Source organism: Methanomassiliicoccales archaeon (genome assembly GCA_036504055.1).
Lineage (GTDB): Archaea > Thermoplasmatota > Thermoplasmata > Methanomassiliicoccales > UBA472 > DASXVU01.
Genome location: DASXVU010000021.1, coordinates 1 through 19,816 on the forward strand (window position 1 = coordinate 1; position 19,816 = coordinate 19,816).

Consider the following 19,816-nt stretch of genomic DNA (forward strand, 5'->3'; position numbering starts at 1 on the left):
CTTTTCCGCTCATTTTCCTCCTCCTGTACGAGTTTCGTCGACGTATATCAGAATATTCGCCGACGCCTGAAAATTGAATCAAGATTTATGGTATTTAATATTTACTATTGTCAAAGTTTGTTCATTTTATTTAGTATATAAACATATCTTTTTATATGTTATGACCTGTAACATCTATATTTAAAACTATCTTTTAATAGCTTATAGTTATTAATACTAAAATGAAGATGATAGTTTTGCAACTAAAAACCCATTCTATGTGGAGGAGTGAAAAGTGGACAACAAAAAGGAGATATTGGCTAACCTGAAGAAGTCAATCGAAACGTGGAACATCGAACTGGCTAAGCAATCGGCTCAACAGGCTCTCGATGCCGGAATCGATCCGGCAGACGCCGTCGAAAAGGGGCTTGGCATGGGCATGCTAACAATCAGTCAGCTCTTCGATGAGGCTAAGATTTACCTGCCGCAGGTTCTAGCTGCATCCACCGCAATGGAATCCGCGTTGAAGGTTCTCGAGCCCGCCATGGCAAAGGGTACGACCCTATCCAAGGGAACGATCGTGATCGGCACGGTCCAGGGTGACATTCATGAAATCGGCAAGAATGTCGTCGGTGCGATGCTCCGCGGTGGCGGGTATAACGTCATCGACCTAGGGAGGGACGTCTCTCCGGAGAAGTTCGTTGCAACGGCCCGTGATATGAAGGCCAACCTTGTAGGGGCTTCTGCCTTGATGACTACCACCGTAACGGTCCAGAAGGACATCGTTGTCATGCTGAAAGAGGAAAACGTGGTCGTCAAGACAATCTTCGGAGGCGCACCATGCAACCCTGAGTGGGTCGAGAGCATCGGCGGAGACATGTACTGTCCTTCCGGAGCAGAAGCAGTAGCCCTAGTCAACCAAATGATGGGGAGGTAATCAAATGTCCGCGCAGAGACCAATCGACATCTTCGAAACCTATGAGCGCTCTAAGGCCGGAAAGAAATGTCCAGAGGCTGACTGGGACTACAAGGTCATCCCGACCAACGCCGCGTTAATGAAGGAAAAGTACCAAATCAAGTTCGGCAAGGAGATCATTCCAGAGGACAAAGGCCTAATGAACAGGCTATTCCAGGCAGGTCTGGATATGCTGGTCACCAGTGGGTTCTACAACTCCGATCTGGGAAGGGTCATAACCTTCACTGAGGACGAGGTTTGGGAAGGCATCAAGAAGACACCAAAGAAGTTGGTTCTTGGAGAGCACAAGGATGCCGTCGACTTCGTCCCGCGCCACGGCAACGAGGCGAGAAAGCCGGTTATTCAGGGTGGACCGACAGGTGCACCAGTGTCCGAAGAAGTATTCATCCAGATCATGCAGAGCTATGCCCAGGAGGCAACCGTCGATCACCTGGTGAACGGCGTCATGGCTACCATCGAGGGACACCCAGCCACCACTAACACCCCCTGGGAGATTCGTGCCACCATGGCCGAGCTAAGGGCAGTCAGAGAGGCGCGTATCCGCGCTGGCCGCCCGCACATGGGCATATAGGGCCCGGAGACCCCGCTGTCCGCAGCGGGACGTCTCGCTGGTGATCTACTCGGCGGTCAGAGGAACTGTGACGCTCACGAGGTATCGCAGCTCAACGAGCTCAAGATAGACATGGCCGGATTGAACATGATCGCAGGATGGACGGCAAACGGTGACACCATTATGGTCGAACAGATGCCGATCTTCGGAGGATATTGCGGCGGCATCGAAGAGACAGCCATATGCGATGTCGCTACGACGCTGGCATCATTCTCGCTGTTCAGCGGGAACTTCCATCTGGATGGACCAATCCACATCCGCTGGGGCATCACCACTTCAAGGGAAACCTTGCAGATCGCGGCCCATGCGGCGGCGGCCATCGATGCCAACACCGACCTCCTACTGGCCAACCAGTACTATCCGGTCGCAGGACCATGCACAGAGATGTGTCTGCTCGAGACCGCCGCACAGGCGATTACCGACACAGCGTCTGGCCGTGAGCTACTTTCGGGTTCCGCGGCTGCCAAGGGCGTCGTGATCGACAAGACCACCGGTATGGAAGCGAGAGTCATGGGAGAGGCGGCAATGGCGACGGCAGGCATGAAGATCTCCAAGGTCAATGAGATACTGGAGAACCTGATCAGCAGCTACGAGAAGAACTACAACAAGGCTCCGACAGGCAAGCGCTTCCAGGAGTGCTACGACGTCAAGACCGTCAAACCGACCGACGAGTATCTTAAGGTGTATGATGACGCCAAGGCGACCTTGAGGAACTTCGGTCTGAATATGAAATGAGCTACAATAGATATGTCTATCCCCCAGATAGAAAACTACTCCAACAAACCCTTTATGTAGCTCAATTTTTTTCCTGCACCTCGGAGGTCCCTGGCAAGGGGCCAGGGACCTCCCCAACCATTTATTGATTTGTTAAAACAAATCAAGACGAAAATATAATCGTCTGGAGTAAAAAGCAAGGGGATTTCGTAGAACAACAATGAAACCGTTTCGGTCATTGTATATCGAGACCAAGATTTCTCAGTGCGATGCAGGTCTTCTCGTATATCTCCAAGTACTCTTTGTTGGGGAGCACTTTCTTTACATTGTAGCATTCCTGGAACCGTTTTCCCTGAGGGGCACGAGGGAAGGACTTCTGGTATCCGCGGACCAGGTTGTCAAGGATCTTGTTAACATCGTCGATCTTCATGCCGGCGGTGGCGATAGCCGCCTCACCCATCATTCGGGCTTCCATGCCGGTGGTATAATCCTCCGCCACTCCCTTAGCAGCAGCGCAGCCGGATACGAGCTCCCTCCCGCTAGCGGTATCTACCATTGCCTGAGCCGCCGTTTCCAGAAGGCACATCTCAGTGCATGGCCCAGCAATCGGGTAATATTGGTTAGCTATCAGAAGGTCGGTGTTCATATCAATGGCGGCGGCGACGTTGGCTGCGATCATAAGCGTCTCCTTGGCCGTGGTTATTCCCCAGCGGATATGGATGGGGCCGTCCAGATGGTATGACGCATTCAGAAGGGTGAAGGACGTCAAGGTGGTGGCCACATCACATATGGCCGTCTCTTCCATGCCTCCGATGTAACCACCGAAGATCGGCATCTGCTCCACCATGATGGTATCTCCATTGTGCAGCCATCCCGCGATCATGATGAGGGCAGAATTGTCGATCTTCATCTCATTCAGCTGAGAGACCTCATGGCTGTCCCCCGGTCTTAGGCAGTCCTTGAGGTCGCTGGCGAGACGCCCCGCAGCGGAGAGGGGCGTCTCAGGTCCCTATATGCCCATGTAGGGTCGGCCAGCACGATTGCATGCCTCGCGGATCGCCCGGATCTCTGCCAAGGTGGCCTTGATCTCGAACGGGGTGTTGGTAGTTGCAGGCATGCCGTCGATGGTTGCCATGACCCCGTTGACGATGGTGTCGATAACCGGTTCTTGAGCATAGCTCTGGATCATCGGGAGAAAGACATCTTCCGAAACGGTGGCTCCAGTCGGACCCCCCTGGATCACTGGTTTTAAGGATGAGTTACCCTTCCGAGGCTCCATGTGCGCCGCATCCCGGTACTCACCGAATACCAGTCTTTTCGGGGCCTTCTTGATGCCCTCTTTGACCTCGCTCTCAGTGACCTTGACCACCCTGCCAGTGTCTGCGTTGAAGATGCCCGTGGTAACCAGCATCTCAAGCCCCGCCAAGTAAAGGTTCTTTATTAATTGCTTATCCGTAGGGATGATCTCAGAGCCGAACTTTATCTGATATTTTTCCTTCAGCATTGTGGCTGTTTCGGGGACAACTTTGTTGTCCCAATGGCTCTCCGGCATTTTGATGCCTTTCTCGGACCTGAGATACGTCTCATAGACCGTCAATGCCTTGTCCACGACGCTCATTTCAATCCTTTGCCTTTCTCAGTAAACTCTCAACAGTGGCTACGACCTCTCCGCCGCTTGGGCAGTAGGCGTCACCCCCAATGCTGTCAACCCATCGCTGGGTGACCGGAGCTCCCCCAAAAATCGTTTTAACGTTCAAGCCAGCCTCCTTAATTTGTTCCACTATTTGAGCCTGACCCAACATTGTCGTGGTCATTAACGCAGAAGCCCCTACAACATCTGCCTTAAATTTGATTGCCGCTTCTATGTAATTTTCCGACGGCACATCACGACCGAGGTCGATGACATTGTACCTGGCCCCACGGAGGAATGCACATACGACATGTCTGCCGATCTCATGAACGTCGCCCTGTACCGTGCCGATTACGATTGTTCCATTGGTCTGGACCGGTGAACCTTTCATCAGCGGGGCGAACTCCTCCAAGGCCGCTTCCATCGCTTTGGATGCAGCCAATACCTGAGGCAGGAAGATCTTAGCCTCATCGAACCTCGCGCTGATGCTCACCATTCCCTCTCCAAGCCCGTTGACGACCGCCTCGGTAGGATCGATACCCTGCTCTATCGCCTGCTTGGCAGCGAACCTGGCCAAATCTATGTTCCAGGTCTCGACGGCTATCTTCAGCCGATTCAGTATCTCCTCTTTCCTACTCATCTCAGCGATCCTCAGCCATATCGGGCTATTATTTTCCCCAGGCGATTCAATTTCAAATGATGTTCATTCCTCGGGATGTTATTATGAATCGCGATTTTGGTATAAAAAGAAGATAACCTTTGGGCTTTTTAGGTGGCTCCCTCTTGAGGATACGAGCATCCGAAAATGGAGTCAGGGAATTTGAAATGTCTCAAACTAGCCAAGTTTATATGCAACTTCAATTTCGAGCCTTGGTTCTTGCCATATCCAAACCATTCTCAAGCATCCGCAGGTCGCAGGAGCGGCACTCGTGCCGCAGTTCCAATTGGTCAGCGAATTCCTTGGAAAGCGATTCCCATTTATCCCTCTCCGGCACACCAGTATCCAGGAATAGGCATCGTTCATACCCCTCGAACATCATCCTCAGGAAGTAAATCGGTTCATAGCCCTGATCCTTCAGACAATCGAGATGGAGCTCTCTGTTGGCACCTTCTAAGCCCAGCTCAGCCCAACGCGGGCTGTTGAACCAGGTTCCAGGGCATTTTTCCTTTTCGTTGGCATATTCGGCAGGAGTAAGGAAGACACCTATGCAATCATCTGCATCCAGCATGACCGTCGGAATAGGAAGCTCGTTGACGATGCCCTTCAGGGATTGGCACACCGCATACCCTAGGAAGACAGCGTCCGCCTTGCCCACCAACGCATTGACCTTCTCCACTATCCTGGCCTTGAGGTCATCAGGATGATCGTGCAGAGCGAACTCCAGGTATTCCTTGTGGACTATGTTCGGATCGTTCCCGATCAGCAAATCAAGCTCCTTCTGGAATATGTCGCAGGCGATCACCGCAATTCTCAGGAATTTCACCCCGATGATAATACAAATTACTATCCTGAATTGGTGATATGGATATATGGTAATATCTGGAAGAATGGAAGATCAGCTGTCGATCCCGCACGTCATTCCGTTCATCTCATTGGCGTTCCAATCCTTCACTCTTTTATGGTGCTTTCCGTCCGGATCGCTCTCGGTCTGGATTGCTTTCTCGAACCTCACCTTGACCATCAGCCTCTCGACCATCTCCACAACCTCAGCTCCATTTGGACAATATACATCTCCGCCAAAACTGTCCACCCATCTGTGGTTGCAGGGAGCGCCTCCGAAAATGGTGCTGGTTCGCAGACCCTCATCCCTGATGCCCTCAGCGATCGCCCTCTGTCCCCATAGGGTCGTCGTCATCAGCGCAGAGGCTCCTACCATGTCAGCGTCCGATTTCTTACACTCATCAACGAACCGCTTGATCGCTACGTCCCTTCCCAGGTCGATGACCCGATAGCCAGCGCCACGAAGCATGGCGCCGATGACGTTCTTTCCGATCTCATGTACGTCCCCTAGGACGGTGCCTAGGACGACCGTTCCCTTCCCAGCGACACTATTGGCACCCATTACCGGATCCAATATCTTCATCGCCTCTTCCATGGCGTTCGATGCCGCCAGTAACTGAGGCAGGAAGATGACCGCTTCGTCAAACCTCTGGCTTATGCTGGTCATGCCTTTGCTAAGCCCCGCCTCGATCGCTTCCGAAGGAGAGATGCCAAGGTCCAACGCTTCTCGTGCTGAGCTCCTGGCCAACTCCACATCCCAGCATTCGACCGATCGTTTAAGATTTTCGAGTACTTCTTTCTTGATCATCACGGAATCCACCTCATCACGTGCTTCCGACCCTTACAGAATGGCACATACCATCTGCCAGCTGATTGGAGAGATATGAATTGAAAAAGGGAAAGGGTTTGATTAGGGGGTCAGAGTTACTTCGAGGTCACCTCGCCTGTGCGGATCCTGATCACCTTCTCGACCGCGCTTATGAAGATCTTTCCGTCGCCGATATCTCCGGTCCTGGCTGAGGCGACCAGCGCATCGACCACCTTCTGGCAGTCGGCATCGTCCACGACGATCTCGATCTTCGTCTTTGGAAGCAGGTCGACCCGGTACTTGCCCGCCCTGTGGGTGAACTCCAGGCCTTTCTGCTCTCCCCGGCCATGCACCTCGTAAACGGTGATTCCGAGGACACCGATCTGTTCCAGTGCGGTTTTTACGGGATTGAGCTTCTCGCTCCTGATTATTGCTTCGATCTTCTTCGACATTTCAGGTCACCTCTCAGCTGTAAGCGCTCTCCCCGTGCTGGATGATATCAGCACCGATACGTTCCTCGTCCTTTGTCATCCTCAGCGGGGTTATCTTGCCCAGCACCTTCAGTACGATGAATGTCACACCGAACGCGAACGCCCATACCGTTGCCACAGCGATCAGCTGATAGCCCAGCAGGGTGAAGCTCCCGCCAATGAACAGGCCCTGCGTAGATTCGGATACCAATCCGTTCACTGAGTGGGAAGCGAACAGGCCAGTAGCGATGGCACCGAAGGTACCGCCGATACCGTGAACGCCCCATACATCAAGCGAATCGTCGAATCCAAGGCGCTTTCTCGCCAGAATGCCACCATAGCAGATCACACCCGCGCCGATACCGATGACAATGGCGCCAGTTGTGTCAACGTAACCGGATGCCGGTGTGATGGCGACCAGGCCTGCTATGCCACCAGATATCAGACCAAGTACGCCCGGTCTGCCCTGGTGCAACCAGGATACAATACCCCATGTTATGGCAGCCAATGCTGCTGCGATGTGGGTATTGGCGAATGCCTGAGACGCGATACCGTTGGAAGCCAAAGCGCTGCCGCCATTGAACCCGAACCAGCCCATCCACAGAAGGCCGCCACCTAGGACCACCATCGGGATGTTGTGCGGGTGTTCGCCATTGCCTGCCTGGGCTGAGAGTCTCTTGCCAAGGACGATGGCTGCCGCCAATACCGAGACACCTGCGGTGATGTGCACAACTGTACCGCCTGCGAAGTCCAACGCCCCCATCTTCGAGAGCCAGCCGCCGCCCCATACCCAGTGGGCCACCGGTATGTAGACAAGGACAGTCCATATGCCTAGGAACACGACCATGGCTTTCAGCTTCATCCGCTCCGCGACACCGCCGATGATCAGAGCAACGGTGATGATGGCGAACATCAGCTGATACATCGAGAACAATATCGCTGGAATCGAGACAGCATAATCCGTGTTAGGTAACTGCCCAACGCCATGCAATCCGACGAAGTCAAAGTTACCTATCAGGTCTGACTTGAACCCGCCGAATGCGAGCGAGTAACCGAACAGGACCCAGATCAGAGTAACCATTCCGGTGATGATTATTGTCTGACCGAGAATGGAAAGGAAACTTTCCTTCCTCAGCATACCGCCGTAGAAGAAGCCTACAGCGGGTGTCATGATAAACACCAGTGCAGTCGCGACTAACAACCATGCAGTATCGCCGCTGTTGATATCGGTAGCCAGCCCGTCCGTTGCCACTGCAGACGTGGACAAGGCCGGCAGTACCATGACCACCAGGGCCAATAACAATCCGATTTTTATTGCGTTGGACTTTTTCATCTTGTCACCTCAGCCGACTCCAGGTCGGAACGTGCGAAACAACGAATTCACATTCCAAGTACTCCTTTAAGGGGTTATCGGAAGAGAATCCGGTGATTGTCTCACACATTGAAACATCGATAGACAAAAGGCTAATAAAAGCTTTTCGTGCGCATCAAATGAATAGTAGGCTATTAAAAACTAGACAAGTGTACAATAAGAATCAGTCGGTTATTAGAAGAAATTATGAAAAATACCAAGAAAATTAGATATCTGGCTGTCGGAGGCAATTGAATGTTCTCATTATTCTACATAATCTTCGACCGTTTGGTTTTTGATTCTTAACGGAATCCATGCGTTCTGCATCAGAAAATGCAACGGGTTTGGACAAAAAGAAAGGAAGTTGTGTGATTCCTTTTCGGTATCTCAATTGTGAACAATCCTATTCCGTTCCAGGCAACTTTTACCTCATCCTTACAGAATCGGACCATCAATGGAATGTTGTCAGGCGATTCCTGATGGCTGGATCGGCCATCTTTTCCATCGGTCTTTGTCTTCAATGAACTGGCATCGGATAGAATAACCCAGAACGATGGTGGGTGCTCATTTGTCGAGGAGGAAATCAATTAATGCTAACAGATACAATAGAAGGCCGGTTTGATGAAGGAATATGAGCTTATCGTGATCGGGTCCGGAGCCGGGATGAACGTCGTCTCGAAGGCGAGGAACGCCGGTCTGAAGGTAGCCCTGGTGGAGAACTGGGTCATGGGGGGGACGTGCCTCAACCGAGGCTGCATACCGAGCAAGATCCTCACATATCCAGCCGAAATGGTCCGGCATATCGAGCATGCAAAGGAGATCGGAGTAAACGCCAAGATCGAATCGCTCGACTATGAACTGGTCCGCAAACGCATGTGGGAGCTGGTACTGAGGGACCGGCATGGAATGGAGGAAGGAGTGGCGGCTGATTCCGGTCTGGATTTCTACCATACCACTGCACGCTTCATCGGACCATACACTTTGCAGGTCGGACAGGAACAGATCAAGGCACCGAAGATCGTCCTGGCCATTGGAGTCAGGACGTTCATTCCCAACATTCCCGGGCTCAGGGAAACGGGTTTCGAGACCTCCGAGAGCATATTCGATATGCAGGCCCTTCCCCGCTCCCTGATCATTCTGGGGGGTGGCTACAAGGCATGTGAGTTCGGACATTTCTTTTCGGCATTCGGCACCAATGTCTCTATCGTGGGACGCAATCCCCGCATCCTTCCCCGCGAAGAGGAGGAGGTCAGCGACCTGGTGCTGGCCAAGATGATGGAATATCTGAACCTGAAGGTCAACCAGGAGGTGATATCGGTCAGGAAGGGGGTGAAGGGCAAGATCGTCGTGATAAAGGACCGAACGACCGGCATCGTGGAGGAGCTGGAAGCGGACGAGATCCTTCTTACGACCGGCGTTCAGAGCAACGCGGACATGATTGACCCGGAAGCCACGGGCATCAAGACCGATGTGGGCAGATACATCATTGTCAACGACTTCCTTGAGACAAACGTCCCTGGCATCTTTGCGATGGGAGACATAATCGGAAGGACGATGTTCCGTCATACCGCCAACTATCATGCCCAGCTAGTATGGGTCAACGCCTTTGCCAAGAACAAGATCAAATTGGACGAGCACGCCGTACCCCATGCGGTCTTCGGCTATCCCGAGGTGGCCTCGGCAGGAATGACCCTAGCAGAGGCCAAGGCCAAAGGCATCAAGGTGCTGGTCGGGCTGAGCGAATACTACGACTGCGCGAAGGGATATGCAATGGGTGAAAAGGATTCCTTCGCCAAGGTGGTGGTGGACATGACATCCTTCCAGATCATCGGTGTTTCCGCCGTCGGCACGAACGCCTCGATATTGGTGCAGGCCATGGTCTACCTGATGAACGCTGGCGACCGCACCTACATGCCATTGGCCAGGAGTCAGACGATCCATCCAGCCCTCAGCGAAGTGATGGTCAATGCCTTCGGGAACCTGCATGATCCCGATCATGTGCATGTCCATGAGCATAATGATGACTAGAAAAAGGCCCTAGGGCGAGAGAGTAGGGTGCCCGGGGAAGGGCGCTCCCGCCTTCGGAATCAGTTTGTTCAGCTTCATCCCAGTGTGTTATATTTATACTGGAAATCGCGCTCCTTGATCAGGTTCTTCAGTTCTCCATCGGCGATCAGCTTGAACCCGTAACGGATGACGGCCTCATAGAACTCGCAGTAGGGGGATTTGGCCATGATGGTGCCCTTCTCGGCGAACACCTCTCCCGGGCAGGGTGCGCCGCAAACGTTGCGCAATGCACACGACTGACAGACCGGTATGTTCTCCGCCCTGCGCTCCCTGACCATCCTGAGCCTCTCCGATTTCACCGCCTTTTCCACCCCGTTGATCTCGAAGACGCTGTGTGTCTGGAACTTCTCCAGGCCGAGGAACTCGGAACAGGGGTATATGGTGCCGTTCGAACTCACCGAGACGAAGCAGCGCGCCCCGCCGCATGGGGTGATGTCACACATCAGCCGACGGCCCATCGGGGCCACTATTCCCAGGATGAGGTTGGAGAAATCGGCGATGGTGATCCGATGCCCATTCTTGGTGTGGTACACCGCACGGTCGATGGCGCCGATGAAGTTTGGGATCAGGTATTCGTTGGCCGGCCGCAGCTTCCGGGCCACTTCCTGCGTTCCCCTCACCGGGTTCATCAGGACGCTCGGTACCTTCTTGTCCACCAGGAAATCGATCATCTGGGGCAGCGTATTGACGTTCATCGAGCTGATGGTGCAGATGACGCTCATCGCCCGGTATCCGTTAAGGTGTTCGATGGCGTGCACTGCTGAGTCATAGGTGCCACCGCCACCGCGCAAAGGCCGTATCCGGTCGTTGACCTCGTTGAACGGAGAGTCTAGCGATACGCCCACCGATACCCGGTGGTCCATGAAGAAGTCGGAGGTCTTGTCATCAAGATGGTATCCGTTGGTCTGTACACCGAAGGAGAAACGATCCGAGAACTCCTCCACCGCTTTCATGATGTTATCCTTGACCAGCATCGGCTCGCTACCATGGAAGACGATCACTGGCTTTTTACCGTCCGCATTCCGGGAGACCGATCCGGGATAATTCTCGAAGAAATCATGCAGATTGGTAAGGGCCATGTGGATCTGGGGATATGACATATGGCTGGGCTTGGCCCTTAGATCGTCCGGAAGGTAACAGTACTGGCAGTTCGCATTGCATGTCCCTGTCGGATTGAAGTAGACCGCGCTGAACCTTTCCTCAGACCGGAACTTTTCCATTTCCTGGGACATCGCCGCGGAATGGAGCCGGTAGTTAGGCAGGACCTCCTCCTCCATGACCTTACCCATGTCCGCCCTCTTCGGGACCATTGCCCAGAACATGCTTTCGGGTTCGATCAGAACCCAGGAGTTACCTACGTCCATCAGGGATAGTTTAGGTCCCTCGCCGGAGTTCAGTCTCAATGGCATTATCGACGCGTTTTCCGATTCAGTGGTCGTGGTTGAGTTCATCGTAAGCACCTGGTAAAAAAAAGGTTTAGAAGGGGAACTCCCCTTCTGCCGCATCGTAGATGATGTAGTGGCTCAGTCCGTTGCCATCCACTTTGCAGTCCAGTCTGCACATTATTGCCGACATTTCTTTCAACTCCTTGCTGGTGTTGGATTATACATCCAACTCCAAAAATATCGAAGTCGAGGTTAGTATATGATGCTATCTTTGGATAGATTGGATGGAACAAATCTACCACAATTTGTCTCCATCATGCAACAAATGACGCAGATCGATTTTCCCATAGGATCTGGAAAAAACCATTTATTGAAATATCATTTATGGCCAGACACAGAAAATGATGGGAGCGGCAAAATGCTTACTTTGTTGCACTGTGCTTTCTGGTGGCCTCGGAGTTCTTCGCATCCACCGTATGGTTCCACTTCTTCAAGATCTTCTCCGAGGTGATGCCTACCAGGTACGGGATCGGCGGGGTAAGATATAGGAGTGAACCGAATAGGGTCATGATCTTCTTCGAGAATGCCATGTTCTTGACGATCTTGATGATGGGGTCATCGGGATCATCCTCTCTGAGCATCCCGAAGAACGACTTGAGAACCAGCTTGTCGGCGTAAATGACGACCCCTATGCTCCACTTGACACCCCGGTCCAGGGTGGTGCTCGACCCATAGGGTTGTGTGGTCTTGTTGAGGATGGATGCTCTGAGGTCCGCTGCGGTCTTACCTTCGAACATGGTACAGCAGCATCCCAGCTGACCAAGGGCATGTGCGTCGCTGCCAGCAACGCAGGCCCATCTGCCGCATTTGGACCGCTCCAATGCCTTGTTGTTCGCGATGCCATCGATATGTCCGCCGTTTATGACCTCGATGCCGTCGATATCTAACGTTTCGATCAGGTTTCCGATGGCCGAGACATGCCCGGAATAGGGATGGGGCGCGAGCACCACTCCTCCCTGTTTCCTGATCCTTATTATGGTCTCTTCGGCAGATAGGTCCATGGGTATCTCCTCGGTCAGGAAGAGCCCGATGATCTCCCCGTCCCGGGTGCTGACCTCTTCGCCGATGACGACCTCGATCTCCGGGTCGTTCTTGGCGTACTCTGCCGCTTTCAATGCGCCTGCGATGCTATTGTGATCGGTAATGCAGAGAACGGACAGCCCGACCTGTTTGGCGATCTTCACCACGTCCTCCGGGTTTGATGCTGACTCCGGGAACTTCAGGAACTTGTAATGCGCCAAGCCTGAGTACTTGGTGTGGACGTGGACATCCGCCTTGCTGAGCATCGCCTGGTTCAAGGTGGTTCTGCGTTTTAAAGCATTCGGGAAAGACATCGATCCCTGAGCCATGTTACGAACTTTAGAAAATGGTTAAGGGCGGAAGCTATGCTGCTATGATGTCTTTGAGCCACCAGAACCCCTAGCCTATCGACTCAGCCGTTCAATATCTTCTGGGCTATCTGTTTCCCGAAATCCCGGCACCTGTTCCTAGCAGCTTCGTCCGGCACGAACTGGACCTGCAGGTCCTCGAACGGAAGTTCCATCCCGCTCCCGTTGAGCAGGTCCCTCATCTGCTTGGCCGTGCCCGCCCCCCAACCGTAGGAGTTGAAGATGGCCGCATAGTGGCCTTTGGGCTTGAGGCCCTTAATATACGTCCCTATGTCAGCCACGGACGGGAACATGCCGTTGTTCAGGGTGGGCGAGCCAAGTACTACGGCCCGGGACATCATCACCTCTCTCATGATGGTACTGCGCGGTGTGTCGGATATCCTCATTACCTTTACCGGGACGCCTTCCTTAGCAATGGCTTCAGCTATCGTCTCCGCCATGATCTGGGTGGAGCCCCACATGGTGTCGTACACGACCACCGCCCACGGTTCGGTGTGGTATGTCGCATAGGCCACGTATTTGTCTACTATCTTGGTTATGTTCTTGCGCCAGAGGATCCCATGGGCGGTGGCCAGGAGCTTCAGGTCCAATCCCTTCAGGCGATCTAGGGCCTTGATGACCTGAGGCCCATATGGCATGACTATGTTGGCATAGTATATCTCTGCCTCTTCGAAAAGGACGCCTTCATCGACCTCGTCATCGAAGCGCTTGGAAGAGGCAAAGTGCTGGCCAAAAGCATCCATGGAGAACAGTATCCCCTTTTCCGGGACATATGTCATCATCGAGTCCGGCCAATGCACCATCTGGGTATAGACGAACTTGAGAGTGTGCTTGCCGAGCTTCAGTTCCGAACCGTCCTCCACAACGGTCACATCCATTTCCCCGAAGTTCATCCTCAGGTCCTCCTTTCCCATCTTGGAGCAGAACAACTTCGCCCCGCCGGTAAGGGTCTGGGCCATCCTAAGGCCGGATGCGTGGTCGGGTTCGGAGTGGTTGGAGATGATGTATTCGATCTTGCGCGGATCGATTACCGACCGAATCCTCTGGGCAAGCTGGGAGAAGAACGGGGCCTTGACCGCATCGATAAGGGTGGGATGCTCGTCCAATATCAGGAACGAATTGTAGGAGGTGCCCCGGGGCGTGTCATACCCGTGGAAATTTCTTGAGTTCCAATCGATCGCCCCAACCCAATAGATGTCCTCAGCTATCTTTACTGCTTCCATTTGTTCACTCGGCGAAATATTGCACGAGGGCATATCTATCGTTTGCTGTCCTCGCCCCGATTTCTTCATGTCTGAAGTTGACCGGATATGTTTATAGGCGTAATCTTGATTGCCTGTCCGATGGGAATAATCGAATGGGCCATCGAGCTGATCAAGCAGCTCATCGAGATCGGCGGATACGGCGGCATCTTTGTGCTCATGGCGCTGGAAAGCATGTGCCTTCCTATACCCAGTGAGATCGTCCTGCCCTTCGGAGGATGGTTAGCCTTCGATGGAAAGATGGATTGGATCCTGGTCGGATTGGCCGGCACCTTGGGTTGCACGGCCGGTTCCATACTGGCCTATTGGGCCGGAATGAAGGGCGGCAGACCGTTCATATGCAAGTACGGCAAGTACATCTTCCTGAACGAGGGACACCTGGATTCTACCGAACGCTGGTTCAAGAAATACGGTACCCCCATGATCTTCCTGACCCGTGTCATGCCCATCGTCCGCACCTTCATCTCCCTTCCAGCGGGTATGGCCAGGATGGACTTCAAGAAATTCGTCGTCCTGACGATAATCGGGTCGGCCATCTGGTGTATGGCACTAGCTTACGTCGGATTTGCCCTAGGCACCAACTGGAACACGTTGGAAGTATGGTTCCGGCAGGCGGACATCCTTATCCTCGTGGCCTTCGTGGCATTGCTGGGATGGTGGTACCTGCGCCGGAGAAAGAGGCAGAAGACCCGAGAAGAGTATTGCAAGGTCGACTGAACGCACAGGCCGTAAAAAGAATGGCCTGGCTCAATCCTTCTTCTGCAGTTCTTTGAAATAGTAGTATTCCCCGGCGGATTTCTGCTCGCGGTCCAGCCTTGATCCGGGCTTGTTGATCCTCGGGCGGTTCGTGTCATTGTCGCGGCGGAACGTGACGTCCACGTGCTTGAGGAACATGTTCATGCCTCCCCGCATGTCGAACGGACCTTTGCCGTGGCCGCTCAGTCCGGGAACGCCATCAAACACCATCATCGAATCGGAGACCATGTCCAGGAAGTATATGTCGTGGTCGACGACCATGGCCGAACGGCCTTTCTTCTCCATGACGCGGCGGATCGTCTTGGCCGCCTCCATCCTCTGGTTGGAATCGAGGTAGGCTGACGGCTCATCCAGCAGGTAGATGTCCGCTTCCCTCGCCAGGCATAGGGCGATGGATGTCCTCTGCAGCTCACCGCCGGACAGGTTCTTGACGTTCTTCTCAAGGAGCGGCTTCAGTGTCAGCGGATGCTGGATCTCGGTCTGGAAGAAACCGGACTCGAAGAAGTCCTTGACGTAGGTGTTGAACAGCTCGGCTACGGTGCCGTCGAAATCGGGTGTGATATACTGTGGCTTGTAGCTGACCTTGACCTCCTGCTCGACCTTCCCCGAGGTCGGTTGCTGTACTCCTGCCAGCATCTTGACGAAGGTGGTCTTGCCGATGCCGTTCGGACCGACGATGCCTACCGTCTCTCCGACCTTGATGGCCCCCGCGTCGACCTTCAAGGTGAATGCCGGGTATTTCATCTCCAGCTCCGGGTACTCCAGAAGATTGACCGATTGGAACGATTCTCGCGGAGGATGGGATTCGAACCGGATCGGCGTGTCCCTGAACCGGATGTTCTCCTCCTTTGCGTAGCCGTCCAGATAGACGTTGATGGCAGACCGGACCTGGCGCGGTTGGGCGAAGATACCATAGGCCCCTTCGGAACCGAACACCAGGTAGACGTTGTCGGCCAGGAAATCCAGGATGGCCAGGTCGTGCTCGATGACGATGACCATCTTTTCCTCGGCCAGCTTCTCGATGATCTTGGCCACCTTGATCCTCTGGTAAATATCGAGGTACGATGAGGGTTCGTCGAAGAAGTAGATGTCCGAGTCCTTCATGATGGTGGCCGCGATCGCCACCCGCTGCAGCTCGCCGCCGGAGAGGTCGGTCATGTTGCGCGTTATCGCCTCCTCCAGTTCCAGCAGCTTGACAGCCTCATCGAGCTTCATCCGTTCTTGGACCTTGGAAAGAAGGTCCCTGACCGGTCCCTTGACCACCGTGGGCAGTCTGTCCACGTACTGTGGTTTCATTGAGGTCTTGAACCCTTTGGTATAGACCTTGACCAGGTAATCGTGCAATTCGGTCCCGGCAAAGTGGGCCAGCACCTCTTCCTTGGAAGGGGGATCGTCGAAACGACCGAGATTGGGAACGATCTCGCCAGAAAGCAGCTTGAACGATGTGGACTTGCCTATCCCGTTCGGGCCTAGGATACCGGTCACCTGGCCTGTCTTTGGTGTGGGAAGCCGATAAAGCCGGAAGGCGTTCTCTCCATACTGGTGCACCATGTCCTCCTTCAGTTCGTCCGGCAGGCCGATGATCTTTATGGCCGTGAAGGGGCACTTGTGGACGCAGATGCCGCAGCCGGCGCACAGCTCTTCCGATATCTCGGCCTTGGAAGACTCGTTGAGCCAGATGGCCTGGACCCCGGTCCTGACCTTGGGGCAGTATTTGATGCACTCGGTGTTGCACTTTTTGGTCTGGCACCGGTCCTTCAGGACGGCAGCTATCCGCATGGTACTCAGCAATATGGAACCCCGATAAAAAGCTGTCCATCATATCGGTCGTCTTCGGGAAGGGATACGCAGTCGTTCATCCAGACCAACATTTCAACAGGAATCGGCATCCATCTGGACCATGGAACCGTCATGAACCGAACTCGGTCCGTCTGGCCACTGAACGCTTAAATCGGTGTTCGGACATTCTGACCTCGATATTATGGTAAAAGTATTGGTATGCGTTGCTTGGCCCTACGCCAACAGCCCGCTTCATCTCGGACATGTGGCAGGGTCTCTCCTGCCTCCCGACGTGTTCGCAAAATATCACGCGTTGAAAGGGGACGAGGTACTCATGGTGTCCGGATCGGACATGCACGGCACCCCCATAACCGTAAGGGCGGAAAGGGAAAAGACCACCCCCGAGGAGGTGGCCGAACGATACCACCGCATGAACAAGAAGGCCATCGAGGACCTCGGCATCAATTTCTCACTGTTCACCAAGACCACGACGCAAAACCACGCCGACGTCACGCATGACGTTTTCAACAAGCTGATGGAGCACGGTTATCTTTACCGCCACGGGACCATGCAGTATTATTGCCCCAAGTGCGGCAAGTTCCTTCCGGACAGGTACGTCGAAGGCCGCTGCAAGAAATGCGGCGATGAACGGGCCCGGGGAGACCAATGCGAAAAATGCGGCGCCACCTATGAGGCGGGAGAGCTGGGCAGCCCGCGCTGCACGGTCTGCGGGACGACCCCCGAACTGCGGGAGACGGACCATTATTTCCTCAGGCTCTCTGCGTTCCAGCAGCCACTTATCAACTGGGTCAAGGACAAGGAATACTGGCGCCCGAACGTCAAGCTCTTCACTCAGAACTGGCTTGAAGCGGGACTGAAGGACCGCGCCATAACCAGAGACATGTCCTGGGGGATCTCCGTGCCGGTGCCTGGGATGAACGATAAGGTCATCTATGTCTGGTTCGAGGCCGTCATCGGCTACCTTTCCGCTTCCAAGGAATATTCCAAGATCATCGGCAGACCGGATTACTGGAGGGAATTCTGGGAGGATCCCAAGGTCAAATCGTACTATTTCATCGGCAAGGACAATATCCCGTTCCATACCATCATCTGGCCGGCGATGCTGATGGGCTATGGCGGACTGAACCTGCCTTACGATGTGCCGGCCAACGAATTCCTCAACTTCCAAGGGGAGAAGTTCTCCAAGAGCCGCGGCATCGGCATCGATGTCCAGGACATACTGAAGCAGTTCGACGCCGATGTGGTGCGTTACTTCCTCGGGGCGAACATGCCGGAGCAGCGCGATGCCGACTTCAACTGGGAGGAGTTCGAGACCAAGGTGAACAACGAACTGGTGGCCACCTACGGCAACTATGTGCACCGGGTCCTCTCCTTCACCCAGAAGAACTTCGGCGAGATCCCGGAGATGAGGCTCAAGGACACCGAGAAGGAGAGGCAGGAGGTCTATGACGCCATCATCCTGGCCAAGACCGAGGTCGACCTTTATCTCTCCACCTGTCAGTTCAAGAGGGCGCTCAAGTCGATCATGGACCTGGCACAGTTCGGCAACCGCTTCTTCGACTCGGTTGCGCCCTGGGCACTGCTGAAGAGCGACAAGGCCAAGTGCGGTTCGATGCTGAACCTGAACATGGAGATAGTCAAGGCACTGGCGGTGCTATCATGGCCTTATCTCCCGAGCAGCTCACAGAAGGTCTGGAAGATGCTCGGTAACGACGCTCCCCTAGGACAAGGCTCATGGACCCTGATCGATGTCGTCCTGCAGCCGGGAACGAAGCTCGTGGAACCGAAGCCGCTCTTCTCCAAGGTGGTGCTGGAGAAACCGGTGGAGAATCCGTTCGCTGCCATGACCAAGCTCAACCTCAAAGTGGCAAAGGTGGTCAGCGTGACGGACCATCCCAACGCCGAGAAGCTGTACGTCGTTCAGCTCGACGCTGGAAAGCCGGTCCAGCTGGTGGCAGGGCTCAAGGCCTACTACACAAAAGAGCAGCTTACCGGCAAGAAGATCGTGTACATCTCCAACCTGGAGCCTGCAAAGCTTCGTGGCGTCGAATCCCAGGGCATGATGCTGGCAGCCGAAAAGGACGGCAAGGTCCTGGTGCTGACGCCGTCAGGAGATGCCGAACCGGGAGAAGCGGTCGATTCGGGAATGGGGCAATCTGAAAAGTCGATCTCCTTCGACGAGTTCAAGAAGTTCACCATCCGGGTAGGTAAGCTCGAGAATGGCAGCGTCGACATTGGCACGAAAGTGCCGGTCAAGCTTCCGGAGAAAGCCACCCCACCGGCGCAGGCGGCGGTACTGTTGCCCTCACCCGAGGGTAAAGAAGCTTTGGCCCTTGCCACCTCCAAGGGCGTCATCATCACCGTCGACGGCGAGATCGGGAATGGGGCACAGGTCAGATGAGGATCGATATGCATGTGCACACCGTTTATTCCGGTGATTCCCGCAATTCGGTACAGGACATCATAGACGCATGCAAGCGGGTGGGAATGGATGGGGCGGTGGTGCTGGACCACAACTCGACCCGCGGAGGGAAGGAGGCCCTGGCGATGAAGAGCGGCCTTCTGGTCATTCCCGGAATAGAGATCTCATCGGCCGAAGGTCATATCCTGGCCTTCAATGTCAACGAGGCGATCCCCCGCGACCTTTCCGTTGCGGAGACCATCGACCGGATCCATGCTCAGGGAGGAGTGGCGGTGGCCGCCCATCCGTATCGGGTATGGTCAGGACTTGGGGAGTCGAACGTGATCGGTCAGAAATTCGATGCCGTCGAATGCCAGAATGGCCGTTCGACAAGAAGGGGGAACCGGAAGGCGGTGGAACTGGCGATGGAGTTGATGAGGCCCCGCACCGGCGGCAGCGACTCGCATGAGCCGGAGACGGTGGGCAAGTCCTACACGGTCTTCCCCGACGACTGCACCGATGTCGATTCGGTCATGAAAGCGCTGCTTTCAGGCAAGGCCAAGACCGAGGGGACCGACCGGGATGGCCCTGCGACGATCAGGTATGGCAAAAAGGCAATCAGCGAATGGATAGGCCGCGGCATGAAGAGGATCTAGCG

General features: G+C 54.2%; 14 protein-coding genes and 2 pseudogenes. 6 read left to right on the forward strand and 10 right to left on the reverse strand.

Annotated features, from left to right (window positions below; genetic code table 11):
- Positions 1–274: 274 nt before the first annotated feature.
- Both VGK23_05020 and VGK23_05025 read left to right on the forward strand, forming a co-directional pair.
- Positions 275–916: a corrinoid protein gene (locus VGK23_05020; GenBank protein HEY3419897.1), complete on the forward strand. Its 642-nt coding sequence runs from the start codon at positions 275–277 to the stop codon at positions 914–916.
- Between the two features lie 4 nt (positions 917–920).
- Positions 921–2,300 (forward strand): annotated as a pseudogene (locus VGK23_05025) (monomethylamine:corrinoid methyltransferase).
- 214 nt (positions 2,301–2,514) lie between these two features.
- Here VGK23_05025 and VGK23_05030 read toward each other — a convergent pair.
- The 6 genes and pseudogenes from VGK23_05030 to VGK23_05055 form a co-directional block, all read right to left on the reverse strand.
- Positions 2,515–3,897 (reverse strand): annotated as a pseudogene (locus tag VGK23_05030) (monomethylamine:corrinoid methyltransferase).
- 1 nt (position 3,898) lies between these two features.
- A complete protein-coding gene (locus VGK23_05035; GenBank protein ID HEY3419898.1) occupies positions 3,899–4,549 on the reverse strand; it encodes a corrinoid protein in 651 nt (216 codons plus the stop codon).
- 217 nt (positions 4,550–4,766) lie between these two features.
- A complete protein-coding gene (locus VGK23_05040) occupies positions 4,767–5,393 on the reverse strand; it encodes a DUF1638 domain-containing protein (protein ID HEY3419899.1) in 627 nt (208 codons plus the stop codon).
- A 72-nt stretch (positions 5,394–5,465) separates the two neighbouring features.
- The gene (locus VGK23_05045) at positions 5,466–6,218 is read right to left on the reverse strand and encodes a cobalamin-dependent protein (GenBank protein HEY3419900.1); all 753 of its coding nucleotides are present in this window, start codon (positions 6,216–6,218) and stop codon (positions 5,466–5,468) included.
- 116 nt (positions 6,219–6,334) lie between these two features.
- On the reverse strand, positions 6,335–6,670 hold the full coding sequence (locus tag VGK23_05050) for a P-II family nitrogen regulator (protein HEY3419901.1): 336 nt from the start codon (positions 6,668–6,670) through the stop codon (positions 6,335–6,337).
- 13 nt (positions 6,671–6,683) lie between these two features.
- Positions 6,684–8,021 carry an ammonium transporter gene (locus tag VGK23_05055; GenBank protein HEY3419902.1) on the reverse strand — a complete coding sequence of 446 codons (1,338 nt, stop codon included), beginning with the start codon at positions 8,019–8,021 and terminating at the stop codon, positions 6,684–6,686.
- A gap of 639 nt (positions 8,022–8,660) precedes the next feature.
- Between VGK23_05055 and VGK23_05060 the strand changes: the two genes are divergently transcribed.
- Positions 8,661–10,067 (forward strand): dihydrolipoyl dehydrogenase, encoded by a 1,407-nt coding sequence (locus VGK23_05060; protein ID HEY3419903.1) that lies wholly within the window; start codon positions 8,661–8,663, stop codon positions 10,065–10,067.
- A gap of 74 nt (positions 10,068–10,141) precedes the next feature.
- Here the strand turns inward: VGK23_05060 and cbpB are convergent, their stop codons facing one another.
- The 3 genes from cbpB to VGK23_05075 form a co-directional block, all read right to left on the reverse strand.
- Positions 10,142–11,557, reverse strand: coding sequence for a peptide-modifying radical SAM enzyme CbpB (gene cbpB / locus VGK23_05065; protein HEY3419904.1), 1,416 nt, complete (start codon positions 11,555–11,557; stop codon positions 10,142–10,144).
- Positions 11,558–11,913: 356 nt separating this feature from the next.
- The gene (locus tag VGK23_05070; protein ID HEY3419905.1) at positions 11,914–12,837 is read right to left on the reverse strand and encodes a PHP domain-containing protein; all 924 of its coding nucleotides are present in this window, start codon (positions 12,835–12,837) and stop codon (positions 11,914–11,916) included.
- Between the two features lie 146 nt (positions 12,838–12,983).
- A complete protein-coding gene (locus tag VGK23_05075; protein HEY3419906.1) occupies positions 12,984–14,162 on the reverse strand; it encodes an FprA family A-type flavoprotein in 1,179 nt (392 codons plus the stop codon).
- A 120-nt stretch (positions 14,163–14,282) separates the two neighbouring features.
- Here VGK23_05075 and VGK23_05080 point away from each other — a divergent pair, with 120 nt between their 5' ends.
- Complete coding sequence (locus VGK23_05080; GenBank protein HEY3419907.1) at positions 14,283–14,918, forward strand: DedA family protein; 636 nt, start codon at positions 14,283–14,285, stop codon at positions 14,916–14,918.
- A gap of 30 nt (positions 14,919–14,948) precedes the next feature.
- On the opposite strand, the gene VGK23_05085 is transcribed toward VGK23_05080, so the two are convergent.
- Entirely contained in the window at positions 14,949–16,736 is a 1,788-nt protein-coding gene (locus VGK23_05085; GenBank protein ID HEY3419908.1) for a ribosome biogenesis/translation initiation ATPase RLI, read from the reverse strand.
- Between the two features lie 202 nt (positions 16,737–16,938).
- On the opposite strand from VGK23_05085, the gene metG reads away from it, so the two are divergent.
- Both metG and VGK23_05095 read left to right on the forward strand, forming a co-directional pair.
- Positions 16,939–19,158 (forward strand): methionine--tRNA ligase, encoded by a 2,220-nt coding sequence (metG, locus tag VGK23_05090; GenBank protein ID HEY3419909.1) that lies wholly within the window; start codon positions 16,939–16,941, stop codon positions 19,156–19,158.
- Complete coding sequence (locus tag VGK23_05095) at positions 19,155–19,814, forward strand: PHP domain-containing protein (protein HEY3419910.1); 660 nt, start codon at positions 19,155–19,157, stop codon at positions 19,812–19,814. Before metG ends, VGK23_05095 begins: the two co-directional genes overlap by 4 nt.
- Positions 19,815–19,816 lie beyond the last annotated feature (2 nt).

Bases quoted from the DNA above. Each gene is read 5' to 3' on its own strand.
- VGK23_05075 (HEY3419906.1), bottom strand. From the start codon at position 14,162: ATGGAAGCAGTAAAGATAGCTGAGGACATCTATTGGGTTGGGGCGATC.
- VGK23_05050 (HEY3419901.1), bottom strand. From the start codon at position 6,670: ATGTCGAAGAAGATCGAAGCAATAATCAGGAGCGAGAAGCTCAATCCC.
- VGK23_05080 (HEY3419907.1), top strand. From the start codon at position 14,283: ATGGGAATAATCGAATGGGCCATCGAGCTGATCAAGCAGCTCATCGAG.
- metG (HEY3419909.1), top strand. From the start codon at position 16,939: ATGGTAAAAGTATTGGTATGCGTTGCTTGGCCCTACGCCAACAGCCCG.
- VGK23_05060 (HEY3419903.1), top strand. From the start codon at position 8,661: ATGAAGGAATATGAGCTTATCGTGATCGGGTCCGGAGCCGGGATGAAC.
- VGK23_05045 (HEY3419900.1), bottom strand. From the start codon at position 6,218: ATGATCAAGAAAGAAGTACTCGAAAATCTTAAACGATCGGTCGAATGC.
- VGK23_05070 (HEY3419905.1), bottom strand. From the start codon at position 12,837: ATGCTCAGCAAGGCGGATGTCCACGTCCACACCAAGTACTCAGGCTTG.
- cbpB (HEY3419904.1), bottom strand. From the start codon at position 11,557: ATGAACTCAACCACGACCACTGAATCGGAAAACGCGTCGATAATGCCA.
- VGK23_05035 (HEY3419898.1), bottom strand. From the start codon at position 4,549: ATGAGTAGGAAAGAGGAGATACTGAATCGGCTGAAGATAGCCGTCGAG.
- VGK23_05095 (HEY3419910.1), top strand. From the start codon at position 19,155: ATGAGGATCGATATGCATGTGCACACCGTTTATTCCGGTGATTCCCGC.
- VGK23_05085 (HEY3419908.1), bottom strand. From the start codon at position 16,736: ATGCGGATAGCTGCCGTCCTGAAGGACCGGTGCCAGACCAAAAAGTGC.
- VGK23_05055 (HEY3419902.1), bottom strand. From the start codon at position 8,021: ATGAAAAAGTCCAACGCAATAAAAATCGGATTGTTATTGGCCCTGGTG.